At 67.7% G+C, this 20,634-nt stretch carries 22 protein-coding genes; 11 read left to right on the top strand and 11 right to left on the bottom strand.

What is annotated here, in order from left to right; all coding sequences use genetic code 11:
• Positions 1 to 96 precede the first annotated feature (96 nt).
• On the top strand, positions 97 to 1,680 hold the full coding sequence (locus NA11_RS06480; RefSeq protein ID WP_069160846.1) for a GMC family oxidoreductase: 1,584 nt from the start codon (positions 97 to 99) through the stop codon (positions 1,678 to 1,680).
• Position 1,681: 1 nt separating this feature from the next.
• Here the strand turns inward: NA11_RS06480 and NA11_RS06475 are convergent, their stop codons facing one another.
• The gene (locus NA11_RS06475; RefSeq protein ID WP_069160845.1) at positions 1,682 to 2,029 is read right to left on the bottom strand and encodes a DoxX family protein; all 348 of its coding nucleotides are present in this window, start codon (positions 2,027 to 2,029) and stop codon (positions 1,682 to 1,684) included.
• A 90-nt stretch (positions 2,030 to 2,119) separates the two neighbouring features.
• Here NA11_RS06475 and NA11_RS06470 point away from each other — a divergent pair, with 90 nt between their 5' ends.
• On the top strand, positions 2,120 to 2,986 hold the full coding sequence (locus tag NA11_RS06470) for a sigma-70 family RNA polymerase sigma factor (RefSeq protein ID WP_069160844.1): 867 nt from the start codon (positions 2,120 to 2,122) through the stop codon (positions 2,984 to 2,986).
• A 66-nt stretch (positions 2,987 to 3,052) separates the two neighbouring features.
• On the opposite strand, the gene NA11_RS06465 is transcribed toward NA11_RS06470, so the two are convergent.
• Positions 3,053 to 3,529: an HAD-IIIC family phosphatase gene (locus NA11_RS06465; RefSeq protein ID WP_069160843.1), complete on the bottom strand. Its 477-nt coding sequence runs from the start codon at positions 3,527 to 3,529 to the stop codon at positions 3,053 to 3,055.
• A gap of 386 nt (positions 3,530 to 3,915) precedes the next feature.
• Here NA11_RS06465 and NA11_RS06460 point away from each other — a divergent pair, with 386 nt between their 5' ends.
• Positions 3,916 to 5,136: a PucR family transcriptional regulator gene (locus NA11_RS06460; RefSeq protein WP_069160987.1), complete on the top strand. Its 1,221-nt coding sequence runs from the start codon at positions 3,916 to 3,918 to the stop codon at positions 5,134 to 5,136.
• Between the two features lie 14 nt (positions 5,137 to 5,150).
• Here NA11_RS06460 and NA11_RS06455 read toward each other — a convergent pair whose 3' ends face one another.
• A complete protein-coding gene (locus NA11_RS06455; RefSeq protein WP_069160842.1) occupies positions 5,151 to 6,344 on the bottom strand; it encodes an esterase/lipase family protein in 1,194 nt (397 codons plus the stop codon).
• Positions 6,345 to 6,652: 308 nt separating this feature from the next.
• Between NA11_RS06455 and NA11_RS06450 the strand changes: the two genes are divergently transcribed.
• Positions 6,653 to 7,597 carry an FAS1-like dehydratase domain-containing protein gene (locus NA11_RS06450; RefSeq protein WP_167837581.1) on the top strand — a complete coding sequence of 315 codons (945 nt, stop codon included), beginning with the start codon at positions 6,653 to 6,655 and terminating at the stop codon, positions 7,595 to 7,597.
• A 6-nt stretch (positions 7,598 to 7,603) separates the two neighbouring features.
• Here NA11_RS06450 and NA11_RS06445 read toward each other — a convergent pair whose 3' ends face one another.
• Positions 7,604 to 8,635 carry an LLM class flavin-dependent oxidoreductase gene (locus NA11_RS06445; protein ID WP_069160840.1) on the bottom strand — a complete coding sequence of 344 codons (1,032 nt, stop codon included), beginning with the start codon at positions 8,633 to 8,635 and terminating at the stop codon, positions 7,604 to 7,606.
• Between the two features lie 138 nt (positions 8,636 to 8,773).
• Here NA11_RS06445 and NA11_RS06440 point away from each other — a divergent pair, with 138 nt between their 5' ends.
• Positions 8,774 to 9,211 (top strand): nuclear transport factor 2 family protein, encoded by a 438-nt coding sequence (locus NA11_RS06440; protein ID WP_167837580.1) that lies wholly within the window; start codon positions 8,774 to 8,776, stop codon positions 9,209 to 9,211.
• Here NA11_RS06440 and NA11_RS06435 read toward each other — a convergent pair.
• Positions 9,178 to 10,179: a GlxA family transcriptional regulator gene (locus NA11_RS06435; RefSeq protein ID WP_069160838.1), complete on the bottom strand. Its 1,002-nt coding sequence runs from the start codon at positions 10,177 to 10,179 to the stop codon at positions 9,178 to 9,180. The two genes, NA11_RS06440 and NA11_RS06435, sit on opposite strands and share 34 nt — an antisense overlap.
• Before the next feature lie 154 nt (positions 10,180 to 10,333).
• Between NA11_RS06435 and NA11_RS06430 the strand changes: the two genes are divergently transcribed.
• Positions 10,334 to 10,726 (top strand): hypothetical protein, encoded by a 393-nt coding sequence (locus NA11_RS06430; protein ID WP_084654224.1) that lies wholly within the window; start codon positions 10,334 to 10,336, stop codon positions 10,724 to 10,726.
• 1 nt (position 10,727) lies between these two features.
• Here the strand turns inward: NA11_RS06430 and NA11_RS06425 are convergent, their stop codons facing one another.
• From NA11_RS06425 to NA11_RS06400, 6 genes are read right to left on the bottom strand one after another with little or no spacing between them, the layout of a single operon-like run.
• Positions 10,728 to 11,306, bottom strand: coding sequence for a TetR/AcrR family transcriptional regulator (locus NA11_RS06425; RefSeq protein ID WP_069160836.1), 579 nt, complete (start codon positions 11,304 to 11,306; stop codon positions 10,728 to 10,730).
• A gap of 24 nt (positions 11,307 to 11,330) precedes the next feature.
• On the bottom strand, positions 11,331 to 12,800 hold the full coding sequence (locus NA11_RS06420) for an FAD-dependent oxidoreductase (RefSeq protein WP_069160835.1): 1,470 nt from the start codon (positions 12,798 to 12,800) through the stop codon (positions 11,331 to 11,333).
• A gap of 12 nt (positions 12,801 to 12,812) precedes the next feature.
• Entirely contained in the window at positions 12,813 to 13,214 is a 402-nt protein-coding gene (locus tag NA11_RS06415; protein WP_069160834.1) for a carboxymuconolactone decarboxylase family protein, read from the bottom strand.
• The gene (locus tag NA11_RS06410) at positions 13,211 to 14,080 is read right to left on the bottom strand and encodes an NAD(P)-dependent oxidoreductase (protein ID WP_069160833.1); all 870 of its coding nucleotides are present in this window, start codon (positions 14,078 to 14,080) and stop codon (positions 13,211 to 13,213) included. Before NA11_RS06410 ends, NA11_RS06415 begins: the two co-directional genes overlap by 4 nt.
• Positions 14,080 to 14,826, bottom strand: coding sequence for an SDR family oxidoreductase (locus tag NA11_RS06405; protein ID WP_069160832.1), 747 nt, complete (start codon positions 14,824 to 14,826; stop codon positions 14,080 to 14,082). The genes NA11_RS06410 and NA11_RS06405 overlap by 1 nt, the downstream gene beginning before the upstream one ends.
• 13 nt (positions 14,827 to 14,839) lie before the next feature.
• A complete protein-coding gene (locus tag NA11_RS06400) occupies positions 14,840 to 16,303 on the bottom strand; it encodes an aldehyde dehydrogenase (RefSeq protein ID WP_069160831.1) in 1,464 nt (487 codons plus the stop codon).
• Positions 16,304 to 16,600: 297 nt separating this feature from the next.
• Here NA11_RS06400 and NA11_RS06395 point away from each other — a divergent pair, with 297 nt between their 5' ends.
• Genes NA11_RS06395 through NA11_RS06375 form a run of 5 tightly spaced genes read left to right on the top strand, consistent with a single transcriptional unit; the run spans position 16,601 to position 20,634 of the window.
• On the top strand, positions 16,601 to 17,806 hold the full coding sequence (locus NA11_RS06395) for a cytochrome P450 (RefSeq protein WP_141717457.1): 1,206 nt from the start codon (positions 16,601 to 16,603) through the stop codon (positions 17,804 to 17,806).
• The gene (locus tag NA11_RS06390; protein WP_069160830.1) at positions 17,806 to 18,618 is read left to right on the top strand and encodes an SDR family oxidoreductase; all 813 of its coding nucleotides are present in this window, start codon (positions 17,806 to 17,808) and stop codon (positions 18,616 to 18,618) included. The genes NA11_RS06395 and NA11_RS06390 overlap by 1 nt, the downstream gene beginning before the upstream one ends.
• Positions 18,615 to 18,821, top strand: coding sequence for a ferredoxin (locus NA11_RS06385; protein WP_069160829.1), 207 nt, complete (start codon positions 18,615 to 18,617; stop codon positions 18,819 to 18,821). Before NA11_RS06390 ends, NA11_RS06385 begins: the two co-directional genes overlap by 4 nt.
• Positions 18,821 to 19,369: a Cif family virulence factor gene (locus NA11_RS06380; protein ID WP_069160828.1), complete on the top strand. Its 549-nt coding sequence runs from the start codon at positions 18,821 to 18,823 to the stop codon at positions 19,367 to 19,369. The genes NA11_RS06385 and NA11_RS06380 overlap by 1 nt, the downstream gene beginning before the upstream one ends.
• Before the next feature lie 5 nt (positions 19,370 to 19,374).
• A complete protein-coding gene (locus tag NA11_RS06375) occupies positions 19,375 to 20,634 on the top strand; it encodes a hypothetical protein (RefSeq protein WP_069160985.1) in 1,260 nt (419 codons plus the stop codon).

Genomic DNA, 20,634 nt, shown 5'->3' with positions numbered 1-20,634 from the left:
CCTTGGCGGTGAGTTGGCTCCGGTTGCGCCGAAAGTGGACAACGGTCCACCGGTAGCTCGTATCTTTGCCGTAGGCGTGCAGATCGGAGTGGGACAGTGCAACCAGATGGGCTTACTGCGGACTACGTGATTGTCGGCTCCGGATCGGCGGGCGCGGTGCTGGCGAATCGGCTCAGTGCGGACCCCGCGACCACGGTGGTGCTGCTGGAGGCGGGGCCGCCGGACAAGAACAAGTTTGCCCATATTCCCGCGGGGTTCGCGAAACTGTTTCGCTCCGAGGTCGATTGGGACTATCTCACCGAACCGCAGCCGGAGCTGAAGAATCGGCAGATCTACTGGCCGCGCGGCAAAATGTTCGGCGGCTCGTCGTCGATGAACGCGATGATGTGGGTGCGCGGGTTCCGGGCCGACTACGACGAGTGGGCGCTGCTTGCGGGTGAGGAGTGGGGGTTCGCGGCCGCGGTCGACCAGTTCCGGCGGATCGAAAATGTCGAGGACGCGCAGTATCCGGACGAGGGCGCCGCCGGTCCGCTGCACATCTCGCGGCAGCGCAGTCCCCGCACCTCGACCGCCGCGTACCTGCGTGCGGTGCAGGAGGCGGGCTTCGAGCTGGAGCCGCCGAATCGGCCGGAGCCGGAGGGGTTCTGCCAGACGATGGTGACCCAGCACGGCGGCAGGCGCTGGAGCACCGCGGACGGCTACCTGAAACCCGCCATGCGCCGCCCGAACCTGACGGTCCGCACCGAGGCGCTGGCCACCAGGGTGCTCTTCGAAGGCACCCAAGCCGCCGGTGTCGAATACCACCAGGGTGGCGGGCCGCACCGGGTCGCGGCGCGCCGCGAGGTCATTCTCTGCGGTGGCGCGATCAACAGTCCGCAGCTGCTGATGCTTTCGGGCATCGGCGACCGGGACGAGTTGGCGCGCCAGGGTATTCGCGCGTTGCGCCACGCACCGGAGGTGGGCGCGAACCTGCAGGACCATCTCGTCGCCGGCCTCGGCTACACGGTGGCGGACTCACTGTTCGCCGCCGAGAAGCCGCGCCAGCTGCTCGACTACCTGATCCGGCATCGTGGCATGCTGACCTCCAATGTCGGCGAGGCGTACGGATTCGTGCGCAGCACACCCGAACTCGATCTGCCCGATCTCGAGCTCATCTATGCGCCTGCCCCGTTCTATTACGAGGGTCTGCTCGATCCGACCGAGCACGGCAACATCCTCGCCGCGGTCCTGCTGCGCCCGCACAGCCGGGGCCGGATCACGCTCACCTCGCCTGATCCGGCCGCCAAGCCGATGATCGACCCGCGCTACCTGTCCGACAGTGCGGGCGCGGATCGCGCCGCGTTGATGGCGGGCCTGCGGATCTGCGCCGACATCGCCGACGCGCCTGCGATGAAGGCCGTGCTCGGCCCGATGATCTACCCGCCGCAGGCGCCGCTGCATCGGGAGGCCGCCCTCGAGCTCGCGCTGAACGGCTACTCGCACACCCTGTATCACCCGGTCGGCACCTGCCGGATGGGCACCGACGTGGCCAGCGTCGTCAACCCGCGCCTGGAAGTCCGTGGCGTCCAAGGTCTTCGGGTCGCCGACGCGTCGGTCATGCCGATGCTGATCCGTGGCCACACGCACGCCCCCGCGGTCTTCATCGGCGAGCAGGCGGCGCAGTTCATCCTGAAGGGGTGACTCAGGAGGCGACGAACAAGCCGAGCGAGCCTGCCGCCAGCGCCAGATAGGGCATCGGATAGGCGAGGTCGCCGTAGCCGCGGGCGCGCAGGATGGTGAGGATCGCGCCGAGGAAATAGAGGACGAGGCAGATCGCGGCGGCCAGGCCGAGCGCGGGGATGACAAGGCCGACTAGGAGGCCGAGCGCGCCTGCGGCCTTGATGACGGCCAACGGATAGAGCGTCCATTCGGGGAGCCCGTAGCTTTTCATGTTGTCGCGCACCCATTGGGCGCGAAAGACATCGATGCCTGTCGCGATCAGCATGGCGATCGCGGCGACGACGGTGACGATGATGTAGGCGGTGGACATGGGGGAGACCCTCCTGTTTCGTGGTGCAGATCGGTCTGCGATCGTTGCGCTGTCTTCCGTGTGACGGACGGCGGAACGGAAAGGTGACCGATGCACGCGCAAGACCTGCTGGCGCAGCGTTTCGAGACGCAGCGCGGCCAGTTGCGCGCGGTGGCCTACCGGATGCTCGGATCGCTGAGCGAGGCCGAGGACGCAGTGCAGGAGACCTGGCTGCGGCTGGCGGGGCACGACACCAGTGAGGTGGCGAACCTGCCTGGCTGGCTGACCACGGTGGTGTCCCGGATCTGCCTGGACATGCTGCGGGCCCGCGCGACTCGGCGGGAGGATCCGCTGGACCTGCTCGCCGAACTCGGCGACACCGCCTACGACAGCGATCCGGAACAGGAAGCGGTGCTGATCGATTCGGTCGGTCGCGCGCTGCTCGTGGTGCTTGACCGGCTCGGGCCGGACGAGCGGGTGGCGTTTGTGCTGCACGACCTGTTCGCGCTGCCGTTCGATCAGATCGCGCCGATCGTCGGGCGGACACCGGCGACCACGAAGAAGCTGGCGAGCCGCGCGCGGCAGCGAGTGCGCGGGGAAACCACGCCGGGACTCGCTGTGCAGCGGCCGGTGGTCGAGGCGTTCCTGACCGCGGCCCGCGGCGGCGACCTGGCGGCACTGCTCGCGGTGCTCGCCCCAGATGTGGTGCGGATCGCCGATCCCGCCGCGCTGCCCGCCGGAATCGCCGCCGTGGTCGCGGGCGCGACCGAGGTGGCGAAGGAAACCGTACTGCTGCAACGCCGTTCGCGGGTGGCCGCGCTTGCCGTTGTCGACGGCGCGATCGGCATCCTTGTCGCGCCGCGTGGGCGGCTGCTGCTCGCGCTTGTTGTCACCGTGCGCGACGATCGGATCGCGGCCTATGAAGTGATCGCGGATCCCGCCCGCCTGCGGGCGCTCGAAATCGCGGTGCCCGCGTAATCCGCAGGGCCGCAATGCAAACGTGCCCGCACGCCGGAGGGCGGGCGGGCACGGAAAACGGCGGGTCTACAGCGCGGGTACCCGGGCGAAGCCGATCGGCGGGGTGCGGTTCGGTCCGGACGGCACCGCAGGCCGGAAGTCCGGCAGCACCGGAAGCACGTCGACATTGCGGGCGGCATAGCAGCGCACCTTGGGCAGCGCGCGGGTCACTTCGGCGCGTTCGACCGGCTCGTCGTCGATGAAGCCGATGGTGTCCAAGCTCAGCCCGAGCGTCGCGCCGATCCGGATGATCGCCGAAGACTTCGGGCCCCAGCCGATTTCGACGGCGGAGAACATCTCGTAGACGCCGCGCCGGTACAGGGTGGCCATGGTCAAGTCGTGATCACCCCGGCTGGCCACGGCGTGCCAGATGCCGCGCTCGCTGAGCAGCCGCAGCGTGCGCAGCGCCGCCGGACGTAGTGCGCCACTGGACGCCTCGCTGACCGCGCCGTCCCACAATGTGTTGTCCAGTTCCCAGACAAGACATCTCAGAGCCGGTCTCACCGCAAGCCCCTATCGGTTCGTCATCCCTGCCATCCTGCCGCGCACCCATGCCGGTACTGCACACCCTCTCCGGCACGGCATATCTCCGGCAAGCCCCTGGTTCCTGGGGTTTGGCCCAGCGCGAGCGATACTACCGCCAGGGCGGTCCGCGCTCGGGGCAACCGACAGAACCGCTGGTACCGGATTTCGTCACCGAAGGATCCGCTGGTAGCGCCGTTGCGCGGCCGTTGTGACAAAGCACCAACACCAACCGACCAGTCTCCATCTAGAGCACAGAACCCGGCGAATCGGTCCGCGCCGAAGACCGAACGATTAGTGTGAATGCGCCGCACAGCTACATCCCCGGGGGCGGGTACAACGAGATCCGGGGGCAGAAGGAGTGGTCAATGTCGATCGACAACTCGGCGAGGCAGATCCTGACCCTTGCAGGTAAGCCGATGTCCCAGCCACTCAAGGACGTTCGCGCGTTATCGCGTCAGATGGTCGGGCACTTCGTCGAGAACGTCATCCCCTGCGGCACACTGCCGTCCGACGCGATCTCCGGCGACGTCACCACCATCACCAGGGTCTGCCTCGAATTCGCGGTCAGCATGCTCGACGGCCAGGACATCCCGGGAAAGCTGCAGCGCCTGCAAGAGGCCGCCGCGGGCTGGGCGCGCGAGGGCGTGCCGATCGACACCATCCACCACTCGATCCACGAGGGCTTCAAGATGGGCCTGGACCTGGTGGTGTCCGACGCGTCCATCAAGGACTACGACAGCCTGGTCGACGGCGCCAAGATGGTGCTGGAAATGCTGGACATGATCAGCTCGGCGATCTCGGTCGCCTACATCAGGGAACTGCGCTCCGTGGTCAGCGAACATCACACCGCGGTGCACACGTTGACCTCGGCCCTGCTCGGCGGGCACAGTACCTCCACCATGGCCCGCGAATGCGGCATTGCCATCGCCACCTCGTATGCCGTTCTCGCCGTGGCGATTCCGCCGCACCGCGAGGAGAACAACCCGATGATCGACAGCCAGGTCGTCGCGCGCCGCAAGCTGCGCCGGGTGCAGGCCGAGCTCGCGACGCGCTGCGGTGATCGCGCGTTGTCGCTGCTCAGCGTCGACGGTGGCACCGTGCTGATTCCGTCGGACGGATTCGACAACGAGGGCTTCGACGGACTGGTGACCCAGTTGTCGCACGCCGCTCAGGTCGGCATCACCGCGACCATGATCGAGGCCACCCCGGAACAGATTCCCAACGCCGCCGATCAAGCCCACGAACTGCTCGACATGGTGCAGCGCCTGGAAGCGGTGGCCGGGCTGTACCGGTTCGACGAGCTCGCGCTCGAATATCAGCTGACCAGGCCGGGTCCCGGCCGTGAGTACCTCGGCCAGTTGCTCGACCCGCTGGACGAGCATCCCGAACTGCTGGAAACCCTGCAGCGCCACATCGGCAACAACCTCAACCGCCAGCGGACCGCGCGAGTCCTGCACGTGCACACCAACACTGTCGACTATCGCCTCAAACGGATCGGCCAGCTCACCGGTTTCGATCCGTCGCAGCCGTCGGGCCTGTGGTATCTGCGCTCGGCATTGGTCGCGCGGTCCTACCGCACCGCCTGAGCGGCGCCGCGGGGCTAGAGCTTTCCGCCCCCGCCGAGCAACCATGGGTTGGCGGTGCAGACGAGGTCGGGGCCTGCCTGGTCGAGCGCGCGCAGCGCGATGGACAGTGCGCGTGGCGAGTACATGATCGTCAGGTGGTCGGAAACGTCCTGCTCGCAGCCGTCTTGGAGGGTGATGTTCTGCACCGTCGCGCCGGCGACGGGCCGGAGGAAGGTCAGCTCGTACGGCGTGGTCACTTCGTCGTAGCGGGAGCCGACGACGGTGTAGTCGACGCCTGCGACGGTGTCACCGTTCGCGTTGAGCCGGTTGACGAAATCCGAACCGACCGTCTGCTGGATGCCCGCATGGCCGACGAAGAGCTCGACGAAACCGAGGATGTCGATGCCGAAGTTGTTGATCGCGCGGCCGAGCGCGCCGATGCCGATCAGGGTGGTGCCGTGGTGAGTCGCGCCGAAGGTGATCAGGTGGCGCACCTTGTCTGCGCCGCCGTGGAACTTGGTGTACCAGTTGGCCATCGCGCCGCCCTGCGAGTGCGCGACGATATCGACCTCGGCTGCGCCGGTGGCGGCGAGCACCCGGTCCACGAACGTCGCCAGCTGCGCGGCGGAGTCCTGGATGTAGCCGGTGCCCATCGCGCCGGGCAGCACCGTACCGAGGCCGCCGCCTTGGATCGGGGTGGACCGACCGTAATTGACGGTGAAGGTGCACAAGCCAGCGTCCTTGATCGGCTGCCCCATGAACGCGAATCCGTTGTAGGCGTTCATCCAGGTGCCGTGCAGCAGGATCACCGGGCGCGGCCGGTCGGCGGTCGGCTTGCATGCCCAGTCGTTCGCGCCCGGCGGTGCGACATCCGGATTGAGCAGGCCGTAACCGAAGGCGGCCAGCCAGGAGGTCATCGGCGGGCCGTATCCGACTGTGTCGCTGGCATATCCACCGGACAGTCCCGCGCTGCTGCCCGAGCCGCCGTAGCAATTACCTGATCCGTTGCCCGAGCCTGCCCCGCTGCCGGACGTGCAGGCCGAGCCGGAGCCGCTGCCGGATTCGGCGACCGGTGCGGCCTTCCGGCCCGCGGCGATGTAGTCGGCGAGCGTCTGGTCCGTCGGTTCAGCGGTCGGTGCGGCGTTCGCACCGACCCCGGAGATACCGAACACGAGCGCCGATATCCCGACGAATACCGCTGCGGTGAGCGAGGACGAATTACGTTTCATGGCATGCCTTCCCGTTTCTGCGCAATAATTCGAGCCGCAGTGCCTGGTACGTCATTCGACGGCACTGAAACTGCGCCAACACTAGAGCCGGTTGTGCGAGTGACCCAGCGGGCGAATCGGGATCTGGACAGTTCACCAAAGGTGTTGCCACGGTTAGGTAATCGACACAGCCCCCCGTATTTCACATTAGACCCGGCTCGGTGGAACGCAGGTGTTCTTCACCAAATATGCCCCCGAAGAACCGTGAGATGTCCAGGGAGGCAGCCGACTACCTGGCAGGTGGCCCCCGATGTCCGACGATGGTCGCCATGACATCGTCCGAGCAGGCCAGGGTCCTGATCGAGCACCGAGACGGCGCGACGGCACCATATGTCGTTCGCCGGTCCCGGATTCGTGAATTCGCCCGCGCCATCCAGGATTTTCACCCGGCGCACTGGAGTGCGGACGCGGCTGTCGAGCTCGGCTTCGATGAGCTGCTCGCGCCGTCGACATTCGCTGCCGCGGTTCTTGTCGGGTTGCAGCGCGAAATACTCGGTGCGCTGGTCGACAACTATGGCCCGTCTCGAATTCTGCACGTGGATCACATATTCGACTTCGGCAGGCCGCTGGTCGCGGGCGATCAATTGACGTGTGCCGTCCGAGTGGAGTCCGGACACCATTTCGCCGACTATCGCGTGCTGACGGTCAAAGGTGCGCTCATCGATCAGCACGGCATGGTGGTGCACACCGGGACGACCGCTTTGCTGACCAGAACCGCCGACGACTGCGTACCCGGCCGACCGGGTCTCGTGCGGTCGTTCGATGAACTGACCGTCGTTGCGGAGGACGAACCCACCCGGATAGCGTGTCCCGCCGTAGCTTTCGACGACCTGACGATCGACACCGAGCTACCTGCGCGCACCATACGCCTGTCCCACGACGATCTGCGGGATTTCGCCAGGGTGGTCGGCGAGCACGACGCCACCGATCCTGCGGTCGCCGCCGAGTCGCTGAAACTCGGCCTGGCCACCACGTTCTTGAACTCCTGGCTCGGTGATCCCGTGGCGGTCACCCGGTTCCGCGCGCAGTTCGCGCCCTACACGCACTACGTGCGCATCCCGGCGTTCACCTCGCAAGCGATCGAGTTCCGTGGCCGCGTCACCGGGCTGGATCGACGCCGTCGGCGGGCCACGATAGCGATCGACGCGATATCGGGCAGGCGCGCACTTTTCGGCTATGCCGCCGCAGAAGTCTGCTTCCCGCAGGCTCATTGACCGCGACTACACCGCCGCTTTGCTCCTGTTGGCGTCGGACGCGAGCAGCCCGGTCAGCCGCGCCAGCCTGCGATGCGACTCCAGGCGCGCGGCCCGATCGTAAGTGCTTGTGTGCACCAGGATTTCGTCGGCGCCCGTGCGGGTGACGAGGTGCTCCAGCTGGTCGGCGACCTCGTCTTCGGTGCCGTGGATGTGCCCGAGCAGCGACTCCTCGAAGATCCGGCGCTCCCGATCGGTCATGTCCAACGCCTCGATCTCCGCGGGCGGGATCAAGGTCGGGAATTCGCCTCGGGTCCGCGAGTACGCGTTCGACCATGCCTCCGGCAGCAGCAGTCGGTGCGCCTGCTCAGTGGTGTCGGCAATGACGACCGAACCCGAAACGACCACATACGGTTCCGCGCCCCACGCCGTTACCTGGAACCCGGCGCGGTAGCGCTCGATCGCCTCGACCATCCGGTCTTCGCCACCCACCGCAGCGATCACCAGCGGCAGCCCGAACGCGGCGGCCCGGTCGGCGCCCGATCCGGTCGCGAGCAGAAACGCGGGCACCCGCAAGCCCTCGGCGGGCCAGCCGTGCACCCCGTTGCGCCCGTGGTCGAAGTAGTCGAGCAGCTCGGTGAGCTGGGCATCGAAATCCTCGGCATCGCGTTTGTCGTGGCCGAGCGCGCGGCGGACACCGTCGGTGAAGCCGACCGACCGCCCGAGACCCATGTCGATCCGTCCCGGATACAGCGACTCCAGCACGCCGAACTGCTCGGCGACGATCAGCGGCTGATGGTTGGGCAGCATCACCCCGCCGGTGCCGATCCGGATGTGGGTGGTCGCCGCCGCGGCGGCCGCCGCGAGTACGGTCGGCGCCGAGCCTGCCACGCCGGGCACGCTGTGGTGTTCGGACACCCAAAACCGGTGGTAGCCCCACTCTTCGGCGAGCCTGGCGAATTCGACGGTGTCGCGCAGCGCCGCGGAATGGGTCTGCTCGCGCCGGACACGAGAGCGGTCCAGGATGGAGAACCGGACGGTGGGAAGTGCCGAGGTCATATTTGTGTCAACACGCCGATCGGCTGGTGATTCCGCGGGCGGAAGGTGAGGCCGGTCACCAAACGAACGATCGGTCGCAAATGTTGGTTAGCCTTACGGTAGCCCATACGGTTCCACTTCTGGAAAGGCGTGATGGAGATGGCACACGACGACCGTGCGCAGAAGATGGCGACGATCGAGAAGTTCTACCAGCTCACCTCGGTGAAGGATTTCGAAGGTTTCCTGGCGCTGTGCACCGACGATGTGCACATGTCGATCCCGTACCAGCTGCCTGGATTCCCGAACAGCGCCGACGGCAAGGATCAGATTCGCCAGACCAGTTCGGCAGTCGACCGGTACGAGCGCTACGCGATGTGGGTGACCAAGATCGAGCCGCTGCTCGACTCCGACAGCTTCCTGGTCGAAACGAAGGGCGACATGGTGGTCGAGTCCACCGGACGGCCCTACCGCAACGACTACCTCAACATCTTCCGGTTCCGCGACGGCAAGATCTGCGAGTGGGTCAGCTACCACGATCCGGTCAAGCAGCTCGTCGCGTTCGGCTACACCGAGGTCCCGGTGCCCGCCGAATCCTGATCGGCCGCGGTATCGCTGTCCGCGTAGGCGGCCCGGAACCGCGACGGCGAGGTGCCATAGCGGTCGGTGAACGCCTGGCGCAGGGTTTCGGCCGAGCCGAATCCGCACCTGGTGGCGATCCCGGCGACCGGCAGGCGCGTGCCTGCCAGTAGTTGGGCGGCGGCCTCGGTCCGGGAGCGGCGCACGAAACGGCCGGGCGCCTGGCCAAGCTCGGCGACGAACAATCGAGTGAGATGTCGTTCGCTGACCCCGATTTCGCCCGCGACGCGCTTCGCGGACAGATCTTCGTCGAGGTGGCTGTTGATGTAGCCGACGGCGCGGCGCACCAGGTCGTGGTCGGCAGGTGGTGCGGCAACGAACATGCTCATCTGTGCCTGATTGCCCGGTCGGTGCAGGTAGGTCACTTGCGCTCGGGCCACCTCGCGGGCGACGGCGGCGCCGTGATCGTCCTCGATGAAGGCCAACGCCAGATCGAAGGCGCTGGTGACGCCCGCGGCCGTGGTCACGTTGTGCTCGCGGATGTAGATCGGGCCTGCATCCATGGTGACGTTCGGATACTGCGCGGCGATCCGATCGGCGAAGAGCCAGTGCGTTGTGATCCGCTTCCCGTCGAGTAACCCTGCGGCGGCGAGGATTTCGGCGCCGGTGCAGACCGAGGCGACCCGCCTGCTTTCGGCGGCCAGCCTGCGCACGTGGCTCGTCACGCGGGCGTTGTCCGCGGCGGCACGACTGCCGAAGCCGCCGCTGACGATCAGGGTGTCGAGCGGCCCGGTGAGCCGTTCGAGGCTGTGCTCGCCGCGCAGCACCAGGCCGGACTGGCACGCGATGTCGTTGCCACCCGGCGTCGCGAGCCGCACCCGATACTGCGGCGTGACACCGATCCGGTTCGCCACATCCAGACAGCTGGAGACGCCGGAAATCTCGACGAGCTCGCTGTCGTGGTATCCGATGATGACGACTTCGCGCACCCATCGAGGGTACGTCGAACGACAGGGATCCCAAGTTTTCGGACATCACTGATGGCAGAGATTGTGCGGTCGTGGGCGTGGCGGGCACGGTGAGGCCATGGTCACTGAAACAACGCAGGCAATCCCGCGGTCAGACAATGCTCTGGTCGCTGTCTTGAAACGCCGGTGGCCGACGCTGCTCGGCATCGGCGTGGTGCTCGCCGCCGCGGCGGTGCGGCCAGAGGGCACGCGGTTCGCCATCGTTGCCCTGATCGCAGCGGCGGTCGCCTACCCGCTCTTCGGCATGTACCGGCGTCATCTGCACGGCCGAAATGTGTTGCTGGCGCAGGCAACAGCCCTGCTCGCCTTTGTCGGTCTCGCCGCGGTCGTGCTGTTCGTCGACGACCCGCTTGCCCGTGTTCTGCTCGCCGTCGGATTCCTTGCGCACGGTGCGTGGGATGTCTGGCATCATCGCGCGGACCGGATGGTGCCGCGCTGGTATGCGGAACTCTGCGCCGTCGTCGATGTCCTCGCCGCCGTCGCGCTGGTGCTCGTGCCGCTGGTGTGAGCTAGCGGAGCAGGAGCAGCGCGGACTTTTCGATGCGGTCGGCGATCTCCGAGTACGATGCGTAACCCATTCCGGCCCGCACGAGTGCGCCCGCGTACAGCAGCTCCAGCGATTCCACGATATCGAGGTCCGGATCGGGCCCGAGCGCCCGGATGATCCGCTTCCGGATCTCTGTCCCGATACGGCCGCGCAGGTGCACCACATCGGGATCGCGGCCGAGCAGTGCGCTGTTCACCGCGCCGGACAGCTCCTGTTCGTCGGCCACCAGCAGCGCGATGGTGCGCAGCTCGGCAACTACGCGGACGGTCGGATCCGCGTCCTCGCTCGCCGGCGACGGCGCGGAAATCAAACGCCGCCAGAAGATCTCGGCGACCAGATGCTCCTTCGAGGAGAAGTAGGTGTACGCGGTCGCCGTGCCGACCCCCGCCGCAGCCGCGACCATCCGGATGGTCATCCCCGCGAACCCTTCGCGGGCAAGCACTTCCACCGCCGCCCTGGTGAGCTTGTCGACGGTGTCGGCCTGCTTACCGGACAGCCTGCGGCGGGTCGCCTCGACGATGACGGACTCGGGTTCGGACATGTGTCTGGATGCTACTCGGCCGGATCAGTTCTTCGCCGCGGCGATACCGGCCCGACGGCCGTAGAAACTGCCGTCGCCCAGCGACGCTCCGCTCACGTAGCCGCCCGCGCACAATCCGGAGGTGCAGCGTCCTGCGGCGAACAAGCCGGCGATCGGCGCGCCGGAGACGTGCAGCACCCGGGAATCGAGATCGGTGCGCAGCCCGCCGAGCGTGAAACCCGCAGTGCAGCCGCGCATGTCGAATGCGGCAAGCGGACCACGCAGTGGCCGAACCCATTCCGGCTTCTTACCGAGCAGCGGATCGATGCCGTCGCCAGCGTGCAGGTTGTAGCAGTCGACGGTGGCTTGCAGCGCGAGCGTCGGCAGTCCCATGTCGTGTTCCAGCTCGGCCACCGTCTCGGCCGCCCAGGTCGGCGGCTGCCGGAAGAACGGCGTTGCCGTCTCGGTGGCGAGCCCCGCCTCATAGGAGGCCTCATCGATGACCAGGAACGCCTGGTTCTCCTGCTGGATCAGCGCCGCCTGCCCGATCCGGCCAGGGTAGGTGTCCTCGGCGATAAACCGCTGGCCGCGGCCGTTGACGAGGATGCCGCGGGCCATCAGCTGCGGATCGCCGAAGAACGCCACCTCGGTCGCGTCCATGTGCGCGAGGTCGGCGCCGAGCGCCTGGGCGACCCGGATACCGATGCCGTCGTGTTCTTCGATGGCGGCGGCCGGGCGACCGATCAGCCGCGGCGCGTAGCCCTCGATCATCTGCTGGTGGTAGGCGAAACTGCCGGTGGCCAAGACGATGCCGCGTTCGGCGCGGATCGCCACCTCGGTGCCGTAGCGGCGGGCGAGCACGCCGACGACGCGCTCGTCGTCGTCGACGACCAGGCGGGTGATCCGCAGGTCGTATTCGACACGCACACCGAGCGATTCGGCGGTCTCGGCCAGCGGCTTCATCAGCATGTAGCCGCCGCTCTTGCGTCCGATCTTCTTGTCGGCGAACTGCGGAACATGCCCGCGCGGCGCCGGTTTCGCGATCGCGTTGAACGGTGCGGCGTTCTCGCCGCCGGAATACATCAGGCCCTCGTCGTGCGGCGGCTCCCAGCCGGGCTCACCCCAGAAGGCCTCGCGGAACGGCACACCGCAGGAGACCAGCCAGTTGTAGTGCTCGACGCTGCCTCGGCAGTAGTCGGCGATCTTCGCCTTGTCCACGCCGGGGCCGAGGGCGGCGAGCAGGAACGTCTCCATGTTCTCCGGGGTGTCCTCGAAACCGAGCGCCCGCTGCAGCGGCGTCCCGCCGCCCAGATAGATGAAACCGCCGGCCATCGCGGCGGCCCCGCCCCAGCCGCCGGTGCGTTCGAGGATCAGCACCTCGGCACCCGCGCGCGCCGCTTCGATCGCGGCGCACACTCCGGCGATGCCGTAACCGGCCACCACGACATCGGCCTGGTGATCCCACTGGGCGATCGTGCTCGCGCGTACCGGACGAAGGGTGCTGGCATCAGACATGTTTCGGGTCCTTCACTCGGTCGGTGCGGTCTGCTGGCGGGCTTGCTTCTTCTGCTGCGCGACTATGGTGCCGACGAGCAGGTCGAGTTTGGTGCCGTTCGGCCACCCGACGTAATGGCAGAGGAACACCGCGATCTCGTGCAGTTGCTCCTCGGTGAGTTCTTCGTTACGCAGCGCGGCGCCGATCTGGATGCCCGCAGTGTCGATGGCGCCCTGTGCGGTGAGCGCGCCGAGTAGGAGCAGCCGTCGATCGCGGATGGACAGCGCGGTGCGCGACCAGATGTCGGCGAAGAGGTGATCGGCGGTGACCGCGAAGTGGCTGCCGGGGTAGTCCTGGAACTCGGTGCCGTACACCTCGGCCATCTTGGCCAGCCCGCGTTCGCGCACGGAATCACCGGAACCGTTGTCACTCATAAGGATTGCCTTTCGGATGGCGGTACGCCGAGGCCTGGACCGAGGTGTTGCAGTGCGAGTTCGGCGAGGGGGAGGGGGACGTCGAGGCGTGCGCCGAGCTCAAGCGCGAGGGTGAGGTCCTTCTCGCCGAGGTCGCGGACGTGGCGCAGGATCGGCAGCCAGAAGTCGCCCTCCTCGATGGGCGCGGTGCGGTCGCGCAGCATGATCGCGCCGGGCCCGCCGGTGACGGCATCGGAGTGCCGCACCACCTTGCCGAGCGTGGTGATGTCGAGTCCGGCCGCCTCGGCCAGCCGCTGAGCTTCGGTGGCTGCGGTGAAGGCGATGAAGTGGAGGAGGTTGCGCGCCAGTTTCATTCGCGTTCCCGCACCGACTGGCCCGGCGTGCACGATCAGGTCGGCGAAGCAGCCGAACGGCGCACTCACGCGCTCGAACGCCGCGTCGCTGCCGCCGACCAGCACGGCGAGCGCGCCCCGTTTCGCGCCGGGTGCGCCCCCGCTGACCGGAGCATCGACGAATTCGACGCCGTGCGTGGCACATTCGGCGCCGAGCTGCTCCGCGGTGCGGTCGCTGATGGTGGAGTGCACCGCAACAACGGTTCCCGGTGCGGCACTGCGCAAGACGCCGTCCGGGCCGGTGAGCACGTCGCGCACCTGGGCGTCGTCGACCACCGCCACCGAGACGACCGCGGCCTGTGCGGCCACCTCGGCAGGCGACCGGACGGCGGTGGCGCCGGCCTCGGTGTAGGGCTGTACCGCTTCGGGCCGGACGTCGCAGACCGTCAGGCCGCCGGGCCAGGCCAACAGCCGGGTGGCCATCGGCGCGCCCATGGCGCCGAGCCCGATGAAGCCGATCCGTGCGTCGTCCATCACCGGAACACCTGTCCGCCATCGACATTGACGATCTGCCCGGTGACCCAGCTCGCCTCGTCGGACAGCAGATACAGGCACGCGCCGACCAGATCCTCCGGTGTCCCCATCCGTTTGAGCGGCAGCCGCTTGATCATGTCCTCGACGATGACGTCAGGTGTCACCGTCTTGGTGGCGTCGGTATCGATCGGACCCGGTGCGATGGCGTTGATCCGGATGTTCGAGCCGCCGAGCTCGAACGCCAACTGCTGGGTCAGGCCGTTGATGCCGACCTTGGCGAGACCGTAGAAGCTGGCGTACATCCATGCGGCGGTGGAGGATTGGTTGACGATGGAGCCGCCGTTCTTACGCATGTGCGGCCACACGGCGCGGGTCATGTTCAGTGCGCCGTCCATGTTCACGCTCATGAACTTCTTGTAGTAGTCCCAGGGCACGGTGAGCAGCAGGTTGACCTTCATCTCGCCGTAGATCGCCGCGTTGTTCACCAGGTGGTCGATGCCGCCGAACTCGGCGACCGTGAATGCGGCGAGGGCGGCGGCCGATTCGGGATCGGACACATCGACGTCGCCGAACACCGCGGTGCCGCCGTCGGCGCCGATCTTCGCGGTGACCTCCTGCCCGCGCTCGGCATTCTTGTCCGCGACAACGACATTCGCGCCTTCGGCGGCGAGCGCCGCGGCGTAGACGGCGCCGATGCCCTGTGCCGCACCGGTGACGATGACGGATCTTCCCGCGAATCGGGCCATGACAGTGCTCCTCTTATCCCGCGGTCGCGACCAGCTTGGTTTCCAGGTATTCCTCGAACCCGGCCACGCCCATCTCCCTGCCGATGCCGGACTGCTTGTAGCCGCCGAACGGAGCGTCGGCGGAGTACCAGACGCCGCCGTTCACGCTGAGCGTCCCGGTGCGGACACCGTTGGTGACCCGGCGGATTCGTTCGGGGTCGGTGCCCCACACCGAGCCGGACAGGCCGTAGGGGGAGTCGTTGGCCAGCCGGATTGCGTCGTCGTCGCCGTCGTACGGAATGACGACCAGCACCGGTCCGAAGATCTCTTCTCTTGCGACGGTCGCGCTATTCGAAACGCCCGCAATGAGTGTCGGCTCGACGAAGAAGCCGCGCTCCAGGTGCGCAGGCCTGCCACCGCCTACCACGATGCGGCCGCCTTCGGCTCGCGCGATCTCGAGATAGCGCTCCACCCTGGCGCGCTGCCGTGCGGAGATGAGCGGCCCGCACACCGTGCGCGGGTCGGTGGGATCGCCGGGCCTGATGCCTGCGAGGGTGGCCGCGGCCGCCTGCACCGCCTCGTCGTACTCGCTGCGGGGCACCAGCAGCCGGGTGGTGATCGCGCAGCCCTGTCCGGCGTGCACGCAGACCGAGAACGCCGCCACTCCGCAGGCCGCGGCGATATTCGCGTCGTCGAGCACGATGAACGCGGACTTGCCGCCGAGCTCGAGGAAGGCCTTCTTGAGTGTTGTTGCCGCGCTGCGCATCACGGCCCGACCGGTCTGGGTCGAGCCGGTGAAGCTGATGAGATCGACCCGCGGATCCTCGGTGAGCTGAGCGCCGAGCCCGTGGTCGGACGAGGTCACGATATTCACCACGCCTGCCGGAATATCGGTTTCCTCGGCGATGATCGCGCCGACCGCCGCCGCGCAGCCCGGGGTGTCGGGAGCGGGCTTGAGCACCACGGTGTTTCCGGCGGCGAGCGCGGGGCCGAGCTTGGCGAAGGTGATCTGATGCGGGAAGTTCCACGGGGTGATCGCGCCGACTACGCCGACGGGTTCGCGGCGAAGTACTCGTCGGGTCTTGATGCCCATCGGCTGCGCGACACCGAGATCGGTTTCCCAGCTGTAGGTTTCGGCAAGCTCGGCCGAGTAGGCGAGGTCGGCGACCGGGCCGTCCAGCTGCGGTCCACGGGTGAGCATGGCTGGTGCGCCCGCTTCGGCGATGGTGAGTGTGCGCAGGTCTTCGAGGTGCGCGCCGAGCGCGGTGCGCAACTGTTCCAGGCAGTGGGCGCGGAAGGCGTGCTCGCGCGACCAGTCCGTGTCGTCGAATGCGGCGCGGGCTGCGGTGATCGCCGCGTCCATATCGGCCGCGTCGGCGTTCGCCGCGTGCCCGATCACCTCCTCGGTCGCCGGATTCACCGTGGCGAAGACGCCGTCCGCCCCTTCGACCAGCTTGCCGCCGATCAACAGCCGGGCGCTGGGCAGCAGGCTGGTCATGCGTTGCTCCGATGCTGTCTGGACACGTGTACGGAATATAGTCTCGGCCCGCGATTTTGCGCAAGAACGCGTTCTAACACAGCCATTCTCAACGACGCGGCGCTCGCTGGGTGGGAAATCTCGACGGTTTCCGTGCGGGTTGGCCGCGTCGTGCGCAATGGTGTTGGTAATCCAGCGGAACCATTGTCGGAGGTGTGGGCCGATGGTACCGTCCAGACACATGTCCAGTTATGTGTCTCCCATGGCGATCAGCCTCGATCGCGACCCGGAGAACGTGTTCTCGATTGCGGGGTGCGAGTGGTGACAGCCGCAGTGGAACCCTTGGTGTTCGATCCGTACGACTACCGATGTCACGAGGACCCGTACCCGACCTATCACCGGTTGCGCACGGAGGCACCGCTCTACTACAACGCCGACCTGGATTTCTGGGCGTTGTCCCGGCACGCCGACGTCACCGCGGGATTCCGGGACAGCGCCCGGTTGTCCAGCGCCAACGGCGTCTCGCTCGATCCGGCCGCCTGGGGCCCGCACGCGCACCGGGTGATGTCGTTTCTGGCCATGGACGATCCGCGGCACCTGCGGCTGCGGCGGCTGGTCTACAAGGGCTTCACGCCGAAGCGCGTGGCCGAAATGCAGGACCGGATCAAAGAATTGACCATGTCGTATCTCGAACCGGCGCTGGCCGAAGGGACTTTCGACTGGATCGAGACGGTCGCGGGCAAGCTGCCGATGGACGTCATCTCCGAGCTGATGGGCGTACCCGCTGCCGATCGCGTCGAAATCCGCAGGCTCGCCGATCTGGTGGTGCATCGCGAGGACGGCGTGCTCGACATTCCGCCTGCCGCCGTCGAATCCTCGATCACGCTGCTCGGCTACTACACGGAGATGCTGGCCGAGCGCAGGCGCCGACCGACCACCGACCTCACCTCGGCGCTGCTCGACGCCGAAATCTCCGGTGACACACTGACCGACGAGGAGATCATCGGCTTCCTGTTCCTGATGGTCGTCGCAGGCAACGAGACCACGACCAAGCTGCTCGGCAACGCGCTGTACTGGGCGGCGAAGAACCCGGGGGAGTACGCCAAGGTCGCGGTGGAACCGGCCGCCGTGCCGGACTGGGTCGAGGAGACCCTGCGCTACGACACCTCGACGCAGGTGCTCGCGCGCTCGGCCACCACCGACCTGGATTATCACGGCGGCACCATCCCCGCGGGGGCGAAGGTGCTGCTGCTGATCGGCTCGGCCAACCGGGACCCTGCCGTGTTCGCCGACGGTGACACCTATCGGATCGACCGCCCCGACACCGCCGGGCTCGCGAGTTTCGGGGCGGGCGTGCACTACTGCCTCGGCGCGCATCTGGCCCGGCTGGAAGCCGTTGTCGCGCTGCGTGAGTTCGCGGCGCGGGTGCGCGGGTACGACGTCGTCGACGCGGGGATCGTGCGCGTGCATTCCTCGAATGTGCGTGGCTTCGCGAAACTTCCGGTCACCGTGGAGGTGCGCTGATGCCCCGGTTCCCCGCACACCCGCCGCGCCGCCCGGCACTGGTGTCGGGTGCATCCTCCGGCATCGGCGCCGCCACCGCCGTTGCGCTCGCCGAACTCGGGCATCCGGTGGCGCTCGGCGCACGCCGCTTCGAGCAGTGCCAGGAGCTGGCCGAGAAGATTCGGGCCGACGGCGGCGAAGCCTTCGCGCAACGGCTGGATGTCACCGACGCCGGATCGATCGAGGCCTTCGTCGGTGCTGCCGAAAACGCGCTCGGCCCCATCGAGGTTCTCGTATCCAGTGCCGGGGACATCGAGTTCGGGCCGGTACACGAGATGGACCCGGAGCATTTCGCTCAGCAGGTCCAGGTGCACCTGATCGGTGCGCACCGGCTGGTGCATCGGCTGCTTCCCGGCATGCTCGATCGCCGTCGCGGCGACGTCGTGCTGATCAGCTCCGACTGCGCGGTCGAGCCGCGGCCGCGCACGGGTGCCTACAGCGCAGCGAAAGCGGGCTTGGAGGCGATGGCGATGCAGATGCGAATGGAATTGGAGGGCACGGGGATTCGTGCCTCACTGGTGCGGCCCGGCCCGACGCTCACCGGCATGGGCATGAACTCGACCCCCGAGGTCATCGGGCCGCTGCTCGATGCATGGCGGGACTGGGGTTTCGCGCGTCACTCGAACATGCTGCGCGCCCGCGACCTCGCGGCGGCGGTGGTCGCGGTGGTGTCCACGCCGCGTGGCGCCCATCTGGTGCTCGTCGAGGTGCAGCCGGAGGCGCCGCTGCGGGAGCCGGATGAGCCGAAAGACCAAGGCGGGAGCACGCAGTGAGAATCGTCGCCGACCTGGACTTGTGTCAGGGCCACGCCGTATGCCAGGACGAGGCTCCGGGCGCGTTCCACGTGCCCAAGCGCGGGAAGGTCGAAATCCTCATGACGGCACCGGATCCGGCCGCCCGCGCGGACATCGAGCGTGCCGTCGAATACTGCCCGACCAGGGCGCTGTCGATCGAGCCGTCGGAAGGGGCACGGTGATGGCCGGAGTCGACCGCGCGGAACTGGACGAGATGATCCGGCGCTGGGTGCTGGCGAACCAGCGCTGCGAGGCACAGGGCGACTGGACGCCGCTGGCCGAGATGTACACCGAGGACGCCACTTACGGCTGGAACTACGGGCCGACGCAGGAATTCATGGCGCTCGGCCGCGACGAGATCCGCGAACTCGCGCTCGGGCAGGAGATGCAGGGCCTCGACGGGTGGACCTACCCGTACCAGGAGTTCGTCATCGACGACCGCAGCGGCACCGTCATCGGCTTCTGGAAACAGGTGTCGGAGGTGAAACGCTCCGACGGGCAACCCTATTCACCCGAGGGCATCGGCGGCAGCTGGTTCCGGTACGCGGGCGAGTTCCAATGGTCATGGCAGCGTGACTTTTTCGACTTCGGCAACGTGTCGCACATGTTCATGGCGATGATCAGCGCGCAGGCGCTGTCCGACGGCATGCGGCAGCGGATGGAACGCGCGATCGCGGGCCCGCTGCCCGGGTGGTATCCGATCGGTCAGGCACCGGCCACGCTGTGGTGACACCGATGTCGGACAGCGGTTTCGGGCAGTTGACGCGGGCCGAGCTCGGGGTCTTGCTGCCCGAGCTGCTGTTGTGCGGCCACCTGATCGACAGGTCGGGCATGGCGCACACCATCGCGGCCTTCGGCAGGTCGGGCATGACCGCCGTCGCGATCGAGGAATGGCAGCTGGCGAGTCCGGTCTACACCCGGCGCATGCAGCGCGCGTTCGGCTTCGCCGGTGCCGACGTGGTCACCATCTTCAAGGGGCTGCAGCTCGACATCGGCGCACCGCCGCAGTTCATGGACTTCCGGTTCAGGGTCGACGACAGCGCGCACGGCGAGTTCTGGCTCGAGCACTGTGGCGCGCTGCTCGATGTCGAGCCGCTCGGCGACGATTTCGTGTTCGCCATGTGCCACGACATCGAGGACCCGACCTTCGACGCCACCGCGCTGGCCACCAACCCACACGCGCAAGTCCGGCCGATCCATCGACCGCCGCGGCGTCCCGCCGATCGGAAACCGATGTGCGCGTGGACCGTCACCATCGATCCCGCCCATGTCCCGCCGCCGCTGCCGCCGAACGCGGACCTGGTGGCGAATTCGGCCGCCGCCCGGCTCGAGCTGTCCGCCATCGACATGCACGAGGAGGGACAGTCGGACTACGCGGGTCCGCTGCTGAGCGATCTGCGCTTCGCGGACTTCTCCAGGTCGGCACTGGTGCGCATGGCCGAAGAGGTGTGTTTGCAGCATCACCTGCTGACCCTCGGCTTTCGGGTCGCGGTGCGGTCCCGGCTCGACCCGACTGGTGCCCGTGAGCTGGTGCGCAAGCAGTTCGTCGGCATCGCCGGACTCACCGCCGAACGGTTGCGGAAGGCGCTCGGCCTCGGCGACGACCTGGCCGCCCTCGCGACCGTACTTCGCCTGCATCCGGCCTGGAACCCGCTGCCGTACACGGGTGTTCGAGTGGCGGAAGCCGACGACGTGGTGCGGTTGACGGTGCCACGGAACAGCGCCGCCATGGCCGACGGCGCGTGGCCCGCACTGGTCGATACCGACTACATCGCCCCGATCGCCGCGATGGCGCGCGCGGTCAATCCCCGATGTGCGGTGTGCGCCACCGTGTCCGGCGACGAGCTGCGCGTCGACCTCACCCTCGGCGACGAATCGCGGCCCGAATCTACCGAAGTGGCGCTCACTCGGTTCAGCACCGGCGCAGACTTCACGTTCAGTGACCGCGGCGTCCCGTTGCCGCTCACGGTGGTGCGACAAGGATCGAGAGAGTGA

Source organism: Nocardia altamirensis NBRC 108246, from assembly GCF_001612685.1.
GTDB classification, from domain to species: domain Bacteria; phylum Actinomycetota; class Actinomycetes; order Mycobacteriales; family Mycobacteriaceae; genus Nocardia; species Nocardia altamirensis.
The sequence above is the reverse complement of the archived record's forward strand: the minus strand, read 5'-3'. Positions and strand labels throughout refer to the sequence as shown.